This is a genomic window from Pseudomonas sp. TNT3, from assembly GCF_010095445.2.
GTDB lineage: Bacteria > Pseudomonadota > Gammaproteobacteria > Pseudomonadales > Pseudomonadaceae > Aquipseudomonas.
This window is the reverse complement of record NZ_WFGV02000012.1, coordinates 43,810-56,380: the sequence shown is the minus strand read 5'-3', so window position 1 is coordinate 56,380 and position 12,571 is coordinate 43,810. Positions and strand designations below refer to the sequence as shown.

Sequence of the window (12,571 nt, the reverse complement as noted above, 5' to 3'; positions counted from 1 at the left end):
CCGGTTACAGACCAGCAGCCATGGCTTTGTCGATCAGCCAGTTCAGGTTCGGGCCGCGGTCGCTGTTCACTTCAACCGGGTGACCGGCGAACTTGCTGTCCAGAGGTTCGTCAGGCTGGATCAGCACGCGGATGTCGGAAGACAGATCAGCGCTTTTCAGGCTGGTGCTGCTGACGATTTTGCCGGTGCGGGTCTTGTCTTCGCCGGCAATCTGGAAGCTGACGTTGGTGCCTGGACGAACGTCGCCGAACTGGCGATAGGAGAAGCGCGCTTCGACGTTGGCTTCGCTGTTACGCGGTACCAGGTTGAAAATCACATCGCCCTTGCTGGCGTACTGACCGTCGGCAACGAGTTGCTGCGCCACGGTGCAATCGCACGGCGAGGTCAGGGTGCCGGTCATTTGCTTGCCGAACAGCTCTTCAACCTTGGCTGGTTGCAGCTGGTCTTCATCCAGATGACCTTTGAGCACGTCGAGCATGCTGGTGCTGAACGTCGCCAGCGGTGCGCCTTTGGCGGCAACGCCGTCTGCCTTGATCAGGCTTTGCACGGTGCCGTCACGCGGCATGGTGATGTTCATGCCCGGCACGCTGACCAGACCGGCCTGGGCGTGGCTGACGAAGTACATGCCGTACACCGACTTGAAGATGAAACCGAACGCGGTCAGGCCAACCAGGAAAATCGCCAGGCTGAAAGTCACTGCACGCAGACGACCAAACGGCGTCATGCCGTGGCCGCCGTCCTTGACCTTGCGCGCCTTGGTGAAGTTGTCGCGCTGCAAGGTCGCCAGCACTTCACCCATGCTGACGATGTCGCCGGCCAGGTGAGAGGTGATCAAGTGGCGCAAGGTCGAGATGTCCTGCTGTTCCAGGTTCTGGAACTGGCAACCGGCGCGACCGGTCTGGCGATCGTAGGAGCGAACCTGCAACTCCACGTCCATGGCCAGGCCGAGGTTATCGATGACGAACTGCAGGCGAGCCTTGTGCACATCGCCGATTTTCAGCGGCAGCTGACCGGCGTTGAAGGCCAGGCCGCCAGCGGAAAGGTCGATCACTCGAGCTTCAACCGGGGTCCGGTCTGGACCGAAGAAGCGCAGCTTGGCCGGGATTTTCACTCGGGCGTGTTGGCGCTGGGCTTCAGATTCGTGCACTACGTTGGCGTTGACGGCGGTATTCATAAGGGGCGATTTCCTGGTTAATTCAATAAGGGGGCGGTCAGACCATCATCAGCAGCACGGCGACAAAAATGCTGCCGGCGGAGAAGGTCATGGTCCGAGACGACCAGGTGTTGAACCAACGTTGAAAGCTGGCGAGATCACGGGTCAGGGAAGTGGGCTGGCGAGTCCAGGATTGTTGATCGAGGCGGAAGAACACGTAGATCTTCACCAGCGCGCCGACAATCTGGTTGTAATAGAGAATCGCCGGGTAAGCCGGGCCGATCTTGTGACCGGAGCAGGACAGCAGCAGGGTCAGAATCAGGCGGGTGATGCCGATCCACAGCAGGTACGCGAGGATGAACGCGGTGCCGTATTTGAAGCTGGCGATGATCGCGACGGTCAGGCCGAGCAGCGAAGTCCACATCGACACGCGCTGGTCGAACAGCACCACCGAGGTGAACAGACCGAGGCGTTTCATCCCCAGGCCCAGGGCACGGGAGTTCTGGCGCAGGTTGTTGCCGTACCAGCGGAACATCAGTTTGCGGCTGGCCTTGATGAAGCTTTTTTCCGGCGGGTGTTCCACGGTGTTGATCGCGGCGTCGGGCACGTAGAAGGTGTCGTAGCCCAGACGCATCAGGCTGAACCAGCTCGACTTGTCGTCACCGGTCAGGAACTTGAAGCGGCCCAGACGCCAGTGCTGTAGCGAGTCGCTTTCGACGTCGGCAATGAATTCCGGGTTGGTCACCACAGTGGCACGGAACACCGACATCCGGCCGGTCATGGTCAGCACGCGTTTGGACAAGGCCATCGAGCACATGTTGATGTGGCGCTGGGCGAAACGCAGTTTGTGCCATTCGCTCATGATGTAGCCGCCGCGTACTTCGCAGAACTCGTTGGTGGTCAGGCCGCCGACGTTGCCGAACAGCTGGAACCACGGCACGGTCTTGCGCACGGTGCCTTCGCCGAGCACGGTGTCGCCATCGATCACGGCAACCACGGCGCGGTCGTCCGGCAGGTGGCGGGAGATGGCGCGGAAACCGTAGGCCAGGCCGTCGCGTTTACCGGTGCCGGGAATGCGCACGAAGTCGAGCTTGACCCGGTCCGGCGGATTCATCCGCGACCAGAGGCTCTTCACCAGCTTCTCATCGGACATTTCCACGATGGAGCAGACCATCGTGGTCGGCAGACCGCAGTCGATCGCTTCGCGGATCACCGAGGCGTAGACCTGCGCTGTGGTCAGCGCGTCGATACGGAAACTGGTGACCATCAGGAACACGTGGGACGGGTCTGCCGCTTTGCCCAGCTTGCGCACTTTGCGTCGCAGGTGCGGGTAGACCACGTACAAGAACAGCATGCCCCGCAGGAAGTGCGTGGCACCCATCGAGTAACGCCAGATACCGACGATGCCGATCAGAAAGATGAAGTCTTTCGATTCGGAGTCGAAGGTGGACACAGGCAACGCCATGGCGATGCCCATCAAAATACTGAGGTAAAACAGCCAACCGGCGGCCTGTAGTAGGCCGTTCTTTAGCCTGTGCATAATCGGAATCCTAAAGTCAGTTGCAAGCTCCTTGCCCGTGTAGGAGCACAGCTTGCTGGCGATGGCGATTTCAAAACCGTCATCGCCGGCAAGCCGTGCTCCCACAGGTTTTAACGGAGACGGGATTCCGTGTTACCAGCAGATGCCTTCGGTGCGACCCGCGACGCTGGTGGCTTGGGACATGAAGCCGACCAGGTCGATCACTTGCTTGCCGTGCGGGGCGTTCTGCGCCAGGGCGCGGAATTTCTCGTCACGGTTGCCGAGGATGATCACGTCGGAGTTGTTGATCACGTCGTCGAAGTCCGAGTTGAGCAAGGACGAGACGTGGGGGATTTTCGACTCGATGTAATCCTTGTTCGCACCGTGAACACGGGCGTACTCGACGTTGCTGTCGTAGATGCTCAGGTCGTAGCCTTTGCCGATCAGCATTTCAGCCAGGTCCACCAGCGGGCTTTCGCGCAGGTCATCGGTACCGGCTTTGAAGCTCAGGCCCAGCAGGGCGACTTTGCGTTTGTCGTGGCTGGAAACGATGTCGAATGCGTTCTGCACTTGCGACACGTTGCTGCGCATCAGCGAGTTCAGCAGCGGCGCATCGACGTCCAGGGAGCCGGCACGGAAGGTCAGGGCGCGAACGTCCTTTGGCAGGCACGAGCCGCCGAAGGCGAAACCTGGACGCATGTAGTACTGGGACAGATTCAGTGTCTTGTCCTGGCAGACCACTTCCATCACTTCACGACCATCGACGCCGACAGCCTTGGCGATGTTGCCGATCTCGTTGGCGAAGGTCACTTTGGTGGCGTGCCACACGTTGCAGGTGTACTTGATCATCTCGGCAACGGCGATGTCCTTGCGGATGATCGGAGCGTCGAGCTCTTCGTACAGCGATTGCAGAACGTCACCCGAGGCTTTGTCGAACTCGCCGATGACGGTCATTGGCGGTTGGTCGTAGTCGGCGATCGCGGTGCTTTCACGCAGGAACTCAGGGTTCACTGCAACGCCGAAGTCGACGCCTGCTTTCTTGCCGGAGCAGTCTTCGAGGATCGGGATGACAACGTTTGCGACAGTGCCCGGCAGAACGGTGCTGCGAACCACGATGGTGTGGCGGGTGGTCTTGTCACGCAGGACAAAACCGATCTCGCGGCACACGGCTTCGATGTAGTTCAGTTCCAGGTCGCCGTTTTTCTTGCTCGGCGTACCAACGCAGATCATCGACAGGTCAGTGTCGCGGATGGCTTCTGCGAAGTTGGTCGTGCCGCGCAGTTTGCCGGTCTCGATACCCTTCTGCAGAAGTTCGCCCAGACCCGGTTCAACGATCGGCGATTTACCGGCGTTGATCATATCGATCTTGTCTTTGGCTACATCGACGCCAACGACGTCATGGCCCCGTGCAGACAGGCAACCGGCACAGACTGCGCCAACGTAACCCAAACCAAATATGCTGATGCGCATCGCAATTACCTCTCTATTTTCAAGCCGGTATTAACCAGGCCATTAGATGGCCGGTATTAATGGTGTTCAGCGGTCTTAGTGCACTCGCAAGTACCGCAGTTAAGCGCCACAGTGCCGCGTGCAGGCATATAAGTTCCGAGTGACTAAATAAGTGCACTCAAGATGTGCGCAACCAGGCTTTATTATTATGAAGTGCCCTGTTATGCAGCTGATCCTCGAATCGGAGGACCGCTTGTGCAAAGGTCGTGCGCGCTCAATGGCGGGCGATAAGCCCGTAGATCAAGCGGTTGGGTGCTCTGGCGAGCACGTTTATAAGGGCGCAGCCTTGGCCTTTTAGGGGATATGAGTGCTGCGTATCTCCTTTCCTTCAGATGTTGTCCAAATGAGGGATTAATCAGCGCTAGTTAATGTGACAACTTCGCTATCTGAATCTCTTATCTGCGTAAGTTATCTCGTACAACCTCACGGATAATCGTTACCGGTGGTATGAGCGACGCATTTGGACATAGTTCCGGTCCACCCATCGTGAAACCTGAAATTTCTTGAAATATTGAGAAAGATGGCACTGCTCTCATATTGATAGCACGTGCGGTTTCGCCCTTTATATATAGGCGGATAATCGGCGGGGATAGTTTTGTGCCACTACCGATAAAAATTTTCAGTGCCACTACTGAAAAAAATCACCGAAGTCGAGTGAAACAAAAGTTAGAAGATTGCGCGGTGGATTTCTGGCGCCAATAACTCGGCGAATCTGGCGGGGAATTGTCAGACGATCAATCGATGGCGCACGAAGTTCGTGCGCCGATCCGGGGCGTCACTCGGGCGCGTGATCGCGGAGGAATACCAGGTGGTCCGGTTTCGACTGTTCGGCGCTGTAGCGATAACCTTGAACGTCGAATTGCTTGAGGGCTGCCGGGTCGTTGATGCGTTCTTCAATGACGAAACGGCTCATCATTCCGCGGGCTTTTTTCGCGTAGAAACTGATGATCTTGTACTGGCCGTTTTTCAGGTCCTTGAAGTCGGTATTAATGATGCGAGCGTTCAGGGCGCTGCGTTTGACAGCCGAGAAGTATTCGTTGGACGCCAGGTTCAGCAGCACGTCATCCCCCTGATCTGCCAGGGCTTCGTTCAGCCATTCGCTGATTCGCGTGCCCCAGAAGGCATACAGATCCTTGCCGCGAGCGTTCGCCAGTTTGGTGCCCATTTCCAGTCGATACGGCTGCATCAGGTCCAGTGGGCGCAGCAGGCCATAGAGCCCGGAGAGCATGCGCAGGTGTTGCTGGGCGTAATCGAAATCGTCTTCGCTGAAGGTTTGCGCGTTCAGCCCGGTGTACACATCTCCCTTGAACGCCAGCAATGCCTGCTTGGCATTTTCCGGTGTGAACGCGGGCGTCCAGCTGCCGAAGCGCGCGGCGTTGAGCCCGCCGATCTTGTCGGAGACGTGCATCAACTCACTGATCTGCGCGGGCGTCAGGTCGCGCAATTGCTGGATCAGCTCCTGGGAATGGTCAAGGTATTGCGGTTGGGTGAAGCGCTGGGTCGCCGGCGGTGTTTCGTAATCGAGGGTCTTGGCGGGGGAAATCACCATCAGCATGAAGTCGTCTCCTTTAATCGTGGGGGCGATTCTAGGGGGTTGTCTCTGTTGACTCCAGCTATGAGGGTGATAGGTGATCAGTGGCGTCATGGAAAAGATCGCGGCCTTCGCTTCGCTTGACGGCTCCTACAGGGGGCCTGATCGTTCCCACGGGATTGAGGTGTATCTGTAGGAGCTGTCGAGCGCAGCGAGGCTGCGATCTTTTGATCTTCCCGATATATAGTGCCGCGCGGGTTTTGTTATGGAGACATCCCATTGCGTATCGTTTTTTTCTGCTTCACCTGGCTTCTGGGTTTCGGTGCCCTGGCGGCGCCCGGCGACGTGGCGACGCTGGATCGCAGCACCTGGCCTGAACAGCTCGGCAGCCCGACCCTGTTCGATGTCGCGTCGCGTGCCGAGATCCTCATGTTCGCGCGTGTCTTGCTGGCCAGTGAGTCAATGGATGAGGCGGGCCTGGCGCAGCGCCTGGGGCTGCGCACCGTTAATGTGGATGCCATCAACAACCTGCGTCAGCGACTGTGGCAGCGTTTGTTGACCAACTACAACTTCGCCCAGCAGAGCTGCGACCAGGATGCGTCCTTCTGCTTCCTCGTTGAAGACATGGCAACCCTGCGCGAGCAAGCCGCCAAGTTCCAGGTCAGCGACGACAGCTATTACATCAAGTGGGCCGAGCCGAGCCGTTTGTTCCATGCGCAGTACCTGGACGAGCAACTGCGCAAGGCCGCGCTGTTTCCCCAGACCAGCAGCGAAGTCGATCGTTTTGGCGACTTTGAGCGCAACGGGGACGGCATGCATGACCGACTGTTTCTGCTGACTTTCGACAGCGCCGCCAATGCCGCGCCGGACAACACCGACTGGGTCGCGGACTACCTTCGCAAGTCGAACATGAACGGCACGTTCTTCGCCCTCGGCAAAGACATCCAGGCGCGCCTCGCCGGCCGCCCGGAGACCAGCTTGCAGGCAACCTATTCACAGCAGTGCATCGGCGTGCAGGGCTGGGAATTTCGCTCCCACAGCCATTGGCAGGACTGGCAGGACTCGGTGCGACGCAGCGCCGATCTGGTCAAAAACAAATTGCCGGAGAATTACGTGCCGCTGTTTCGCCCGCCCGATGGTCAGCGACGCTCGGACGCGGCAGGATTCTTCGAGGCCCAGGGCTTGCGGGTGGCGCTCTGGGATATCGATGCCCAGGACGGAGCAGGCAAGCTGAAGGCCAGTCAAAGCGCCCAGCGGGTGCTGACCTTGATGCTGCTGTGGCGGCACGGGGTGATTAATTTCAATGTGAAGCAGGACGGCGTGAAAACGGCGCTGCCCTGGCTGATCACGCAAACGGCGCCCAGCGGGATCGGTTGGGAAGACTGTCAGGACGGTTTTCGTTGAACAGGACAAAAGCCCGTAAACATTGGACGAGGGGTGAATTTCTGGTGAAATTCGATGCAGGCGGACTTCCGACTTTAACGGCACATTGCCTGCACGCCAAGGGCTATTCGTCACTCTGAAAAATAAACTTCAAAAAAGCGTCAAAGTGCTTTTTTCTGTCATGGGTTTTGGAGTATTACGAAGACAGACCGCCGAAACCTGCAACACAGGTGGCGTCTCCCAAGACCCAGTTTGTGTGCGCAGTTCACTTGATCCCTCGCAGGTGAATTCGGTAGTCACTTCGAGGCGCAGCACCGCCGAGGTATTGCGTCGAATGGCTCCCACAAAGGTGACCGAGTATGGATGATCACGGACGTAGTTCTTCCTCCAACCAGCCAATCCTTTATGTACTCGATACCAACGTATTGATTCACGATCCAAACGCCCTGCTTAACTTCGAAGAACACCACGTCGCCATCCCGATGACCGTGCTTGAGGAGCTGGACAAGCTCAAGAGCGGGCATCACAGCGTGGCTGCTGAATGCCGTCAGGCCATTCGCCTGATCGACAAGACGCTGGGCGATGCCAGTCCTGAAGACGTCGAGCTTGGCGTACCGATCCAGCGCGGTAAAAGTGGGCCCAAGGGTTTGCTGTCAATTCTGATGAGCAAGCGCGCTGAGCCGAACATCATTCTTCCCGAACACCTGAACGACAACATCATCATCAACCAGTTGATCGACTTGCACGCGCGCGAGCCGAAATTGCCCGTGGTGCTGGTGACCAAAGACATCAACATGCGCCTCAAGGCCCGGGCGTGCGGGATTGCGGCCGAGGACTACAGCACCGACCAGTTGGTCGACGACGTGTCGTTGCTGCCCAATGGCTATCACAATATGGACGGCTCCTTCTGGGACCGTGTGAGAAATGTCGATACCCGTCAGGATCATGGCCGCACCTGGCACCAGGTGCAGTTGATCGACAACTTGCCGGCGGTGCATATCAATGAATTCATCATCGACGAACAGGGCTTTGTCGGCTGGATCAAAGAGATCGATGAAGACAAGCTACTGATTCTCGACCTGCATCAGGAACCCCTGTTGCACCAGGAAGCCTGGGGCCTGAAACCGCGAGACATCTATCAAAGCCTGGCGCTGTATGCCTTGCTCGATCCGGATATCCACCTGGTCAACCTCTCTGGCGCGGCCGGGTCCGGTAAAACCATTCTGGCGCTGGCGGCTGCGATCGAGCAGACCATGGTCAGCAAGCGCTATCGCCGCATCATCGCGACTCGCAGCGTGCAAGGCCTGGACCAGGAGATCGGTTTCCTGCCCGGCACCGAAGCGGAAAAAATGGAGCCATGGCTGGGCGCCATCACCGACAACCTTGAAGCCCTGCACATGGATGACGAAAACACCCATGGCAGCGTCGACTACATCCTCAGCAAAGTGCCGTTGCAGTTCAAATCCCTCAACTACATCAGGGGCCGCAGCTTCCAGCAAAGCCTGATTTTGATCGATGAATGCCAGAACCTCACGCCGCACCAGATGAAAACCATCATCACCCGTGCCGGCGCCGGTTCCAAAGTGGTGTGCCTGGGCAACCTGGCGCAGATCGACACCCCTTACCTGTCCGCGACCAGCTCTGGGCTGACGTACCTGACTGAACGCTTCAAGGATTTCCCGAACGGGGTGCACATCACCTTGCAAGGGGTCCCACGCTCGATTCTGGCTGAATACGCCGAAACGCATCTGTAACCGCGTCACCAGAACCGGGCGGCCCCAAAAGCTGCCCGGTTTTTTTGTGCCCCACACAAATCCCTTGTAGGAGCGAGCTTGCTCGCGATGGTGTGTCAGTCGACACCAATGCGTCTGACACTCCATCGCGAGCAAGCTCGCTCCCACACAGGGACTGCGGTGATCGGATAATCTTGCGTGCGAAAAATTGACCCGCAGGTTTACAATCGATACTCCTGATCAGGAGTAACCCTGTGCTGACTCATCTCGATTCCCAAGGTCGCGCCAACATGGTCGACGTCACCGAAAAAGCCGTGACTTTCCGTGAAGCGACGGCCCAAGCCCTGGTGCGCATGCTGCCCGACACCCTGCAGATGATCGTCAGCGGCGGTCACCCCAAAGGTGATGTGTTCGCTGTGGCGCGTATTGCGGGTATCCAGGCCGCGAAGAAAACCAGTGATCTCATTCCTCTGTGCCATCCGCTGATGCTCACTGGCGTAAAAGTCGAACTCAGTGCCGAGGGCGACGACACCGTTCGCATCGTGGCGCGCTGCAAGCTGTCCGGGCAGACCGGCGTCGAGATGGAAGCGCTGACGGCAGCCAGTGTCGCGGCGCTGACGATCTATGACATGTGCAAGGCCGTTGACCGTGGCATGACCATTGAAAGCGTGCGGCTGCTGGAAAAAGTCGGCGGCAAGAGCGGGCATTTCCAGGCGGATCAGCCATGAACGTCACTGTGAAGTTTTTCGCTCGTTATAGAGAAGCACTGGGCGTCGACGCGGTGAAGGTGGAAGGCGATTTCGCTACCGTCGACGACGTGCGTGCGCTGCTGGCTAAAAGAGATGGCGCTGAGGTGTTGAGCGAGCAGAACCTGATGTGCGCTCGCAACGAAGACCTCTGCCAGCTCGACGAACCCGTCAGCGATGGCGATGAAGTGGCGTTTTTCCCGACCGTGACCGGGGGCTGAGCATGGCGATTCGCGTGCAGTCCACGGCGTTCGATCCGGGCGCTGAAGTCAATGCCATGCACGCCGCCAACGTTGGCGTAGGCGCGGTGGTGAGTTTTGTCGGCTATGTTCGCGACTTCAATGACGGGCTGGATGTGGCCGGGATGTTTCTCGAGCACTACCCGGGCATGACCGAAAAAGCCCTGGGCAAGATTGCCCTGGAAGCCGGGCAGCGCTGGCCACTGCTCAAGCTTGAAGTGTTGCACCGCATCGGCGCCCTCGAGCCAGGCGAACCGATTGTTTTTGTGGGCGCTGCGAGTGCCCATCGCCAGGCGGCGTTCGACGCCTGCGCGTTCGTCATGGACTACCTGAAAACCCGCGCACCGTTCTGGAAGAAAGAAAACACCAGTGACGGGCCGCGATGGGTGGAAGGGCGTGACAGTGATCATGCGGCGGCGGGGCGCTGGAAACTGTGATTCCCGCGGCGCATTCAAGTCAGTCATCGCGAGCAGGCTCACTCCTACAGTTGATCTTCGTCGTACGCAAAATTTGTGTTCATGAAGTTCAACTGTAGGAGTGAGCCTGCTCGCGATAACGCCATCTGCAACACCAAAAATCTCCCTGACTCACCTCCCGACCATCGGCCGGTACTTCCTCATACCCCCCGATTGACGATCAGTACACAAAAGTCCAGTATGGAATTCCAAGTACAAAAAAGACTTTTCCTTCCCGTTTGATTTTTCATTCTGTCTTGCCAAACCAACAACAACTTTGCGAGAGAACGAATATGAAGAAATTCCCCCTCATCACCGGTCTGGCCCTTAGTCTGTTGGCGTGCAGCTCTGTGTTCGCCGCCGAGAAAACCTTGCGCATCGGTATCGAGGCGGCCTATCCGCCGTTCGCCTCCAAAACCGATAAAGGTGAGATCGTCGGTTTCGACTACGACATCGGCAATGCCCTGTGCGCGCAGATGAAGGTCAAGTGTGTGTGGGTCGAAGGCGAGTTTGACGGTCTGATTCCTTCTCTTAAAGTGAAGAAAATCGACATGGCGCTTTCCTCTATGACGATCAACGAAGACCGCAAGAAGTCCGTGGACTTCACCCACAAGTACTATTTCACCTCATCGCGCCTGGTCATGAAGGACGGTGCGGTGGTGGATGACCAGTACGCCAGCCTCAAGGGCAAAAATGTTGGCGTGCAACGGGCGACCACTACGGATCGTTTCGCCACCGAGGTGTTCGAGCCCAAGGGCGTTAACGTCAAGCGCTACAGCAACAACGAAGAGATCTACATGGACCTGGCGGCCGGCCGTCTCGACGCCATCTTCGCCGACACCATCCCGCTGAACGACTTCCTCTCGATGCCTCGGGGCAAGGGTTATGCCTTTGTCGGCCCGGAACTCAAGGACCCGAAATACGTGGGCGAGGGCGCCGGGATTGCGGTGCGCAAGGGCAACACCGAGCTGGTCAGCGAGTTGAACACCGCCATCGACGGCATTCGCGCCAACGGCGAATACCTGAAGATTTCCGAGAAGTACTTCAAGTCGGATATCTACGGCGACTGATCAAAAAGCATCGCCAGCAGGCTGGCTCCCACAGTTGAATCCATCCAACTGTAGGAGCGAGCTTGCTCGCGATGGACGTCAACTCAAACACGGGCTGTCTGTATGAAAGTCGTTGTCCCGGCGTTTTTCGCGAGCAAGCTCGCTCCTACAAGGATTCCGCTGGCAAATACAGGAAACTGTCGAAAGTTAATCCCTTCTTAACCGCCCTGTCGTTTATTCCCCGAATCTATCCACGCCCCCCGGGCTCTCAAGCTCGGGGCCAGCGTGTAGACTTCCGGTCAATCGATATTCAGAAGGGAAACGCAATGTGCGAGGAAACGATGCGGTTGGGCCGTGAGCGACGCTACCTGGTGTTGCTGGGCATCATCTGCCTGGGGCTGATCGGCGGCGCGCTGTACATGCAAATTGTCTTGGGTGAGGCGCCATGTCCGCTGTGCATCCTGCAGCGCTATGCTTTGTTGCTGATCGCGATCTTCGCCTTTATCGGCGCGGCGATGAGCACTCGCCGCAGCATCACGATCCTTGAAACCCTGGTGGTGATCTGTGCGTTGGCCGGCGTCGCTGTGGCCGGCCATCACGTCTACACGCAGTTCTACCCCACCGTCAGCTGCGGCATCGACGTCCTGCAGCCGATTGTCGATGGTTTGCCACTGGCGAAAATCTTCCCGCTGGGCTTCCAGGTTGATGGCTTCTGCTCCACGCCGTATCCGCCGATCCTCGGTCTGTCGCTGGCGCAATGGGCGCTGGTCGCCTTCGTGCTGATCGTCATTCTGGTGCCGGTGCTGACGATGCGTAATCGCAAAGCGCTGCGCTGAGTTCTTCAGCGACCTCAAAGTGCCCTGCAAAAATGCCCCGGTCCTCGTTGAGAGGGCCGGGGCATTTTTTGTGCGCCAAAGCACGTTTCAGGGCTCAGATAAAAAGAGCGTGATGTGCGACAGCGAACGGTGCGACAGGTGTGCGACATGTTGTCACAGAGCGAGTGTCGCAAGGCATTTCAAAAGGGCAGATTGGTTCACATCCATGGCAGTGAATTGGCCTGGTTTCAAGCAGAACTCCAGTAACCCTTAAAACCCGTAACAGGCAGTTTTAACAGGGCCTGGCGAATTGCCAGAGCCCTTGTCATATGGGGCCTTCGCCCGGGTGTCGGTTAGGTGCAACGCCTGCGATGCTGTCTGAACTGAGCAAGGAACACCTACTATTTTTGGTGTTTTTGTTGAGAATCAATTTCGATAC

General features: G+C 57.7%; 11 protein-coding genes. 7 read left to right on the top strand and 4 right to left on the bottom strand.

What is annotated here, in order from left to right; all coding sequences use genetic code 11:
• Positions 1 to 4: 4 nt before the first annotated feature.
• From GBC55_RS10070 to yaaA, 4 genes are all read right to left on the bottom strand, one after another.
• Complete coding sequence (locus GBC55_RS10070; protein ID WP_162437322.1) at positions 5 to 1,174, bottom strand: alginate biosynthesis protein Alg44; 1,170 nt, start codon at positions 1,172 to 1,174, stop codon at positions 5 to 7.
• Positions 1,175 to 1,211: 37 nt separating this feature from the next.
• Positions 1,212 to 2,696 carry a mannuronan synthase gene (gene alg8 / locus GBC55_RS10065; RefSeq protein ID WP_178114292.1) on the bottom strand — a complete coding sequence of 495 codons (1,485 nt, stop codon included), beginning with the start codon at positions 2,694 to 2,696 and terminating at the stop codon, positions 1,212 to 1,214.
• A gap of 129 nt (positions 2,697 to 2,825) precedes the next feature.
• Positions 2,826 to 4,142 carry a nucleotide sugar dehydrogenase gene (locus GBC55_RS10060; RefSeq protein WP_162437324.1) on the bottom strand — a complete coding sequence of 439 codons (1,317 nt, stop codon included), beginning with the start codon at positions 4,140 to 4,142 and terminating at the stop codon, positions 2,826 to 2,828.
• A gap of 814 nt (positions 4,143 to 4,956) precedes the next feature.
• Positions 4,957 to 5,736, bottom strand: a complete 780-nt coding sequence (gene yaaA / locus GBC55_RS10055; protein ID WP_162437325.1) for a peroxide stress protein YaaA — start codon at positions 5,734 to 5,736, stop codon at positions 4,957 to 4,959.
• A gap of 255 nt (positions 5,737 to 5,991) precedes the next feature.
• Between yaaA and GBC55_RS10050 the strand changes: the two genes are divergently transcribed.
• From GBC55_RS10050 to GBC55_RS10020, 7 genes are all read left to right on the top strand, one after another.
• Positions 5,992 to 7,116 (top strand): polysaccharide deacetylase family protein, encoded by a 1,125-nt coding sequence (locus GBC55_RS10050; RefSeq protein WP_247266887.1) that lies wholly within the window; start codon positions 5,992 to 5,994, stop codon positions 7,114 to 7,116.
• A gap of 338 nt (positions 7,117 to 7,454) precedes the next feature.
• On the top strand, positions 7,455 to 8,849 hold the full coding sequence (locus GBC55_RS10045; protein WP_162437326.1) for a PhoH family protein: 1,395 nt from the start codon (positions 7,455 to 7,457) through the stop codon (positions 8,847 to 8,849).
• Between the two features lie 233 nt (positions 8,850 to 9,082).
• The gene (gene moaC, locus GBC55_RS10040) at positions 9,083 to 9,556 is read left to right on the top strand and encodes a cyclic pyranopterin monophosphate synthase MoaC (RefSeq protein WP_162437327.1); all 474 of its coding nucleotides are present in this window, start codon (positions 9,083 to 9,085) and stop codon (positions 9,554 to 9,556) included.
• Positions 9,553 to 9,795, top strand: coding sequence for a molybdopterin converting factor subunit 1 (moaD, locus tag GBC55_RS10035; RefSeq protein ID WP_162437328.1), 243 nt, complete (start codon positions 9,553 to 9,555; stop codon positions 9,793 to 9,795). The genes moaC and moaD overlap by 4 nt, the downstream gene beginning before the upstream one ends.
• Before the next feature lie 2 nt (positions 9,796 to 9,797).
• Positions 9,798 to 10,250 carry a molybdopterin synthase catalytic subunit MoaE gene (gene moaE, locus GBC55_RS10030; RefSeq protein WP_162437329.1) on the top strand — a complete coding sequence of 151 codons (453 nt, stop codon included), beginning with the start codon at positions 9,798 to 9,800 and terminating at the stop codon, positions 10,248 to 10,250.
• Positions 10,251 to 10,561: 311 nt separating this feature from the next.
• Complete coding sequence (locus GBC55_RS10025; RefSeq protein ID WP_162437330.1) at positions 10,562 to 11,338, top strand: ABC transporter substrate-binding protein; 777 nt, start codon at positions 10,562 to 10,564, stop codon at positions 11,336 to 11,338.
• 305 nt (positions 11,339 to 11,643) lie between these two features.
• Positions 11,644 to 12,153 carry a disulfide bond formation protein B gene (locus tag GBC55_RS10020; protein WP_162437331.1) on the top strand — a complete coding sequence of 170 codons (510 nt, stop codon included), beginning with the start codon at positions 11,644 to 11,646 and terminating at the stop codon, positions 12,151 to 12,153.
• Positions 12,154 to 12,571 lie beyond the last annotated feature (418 nt).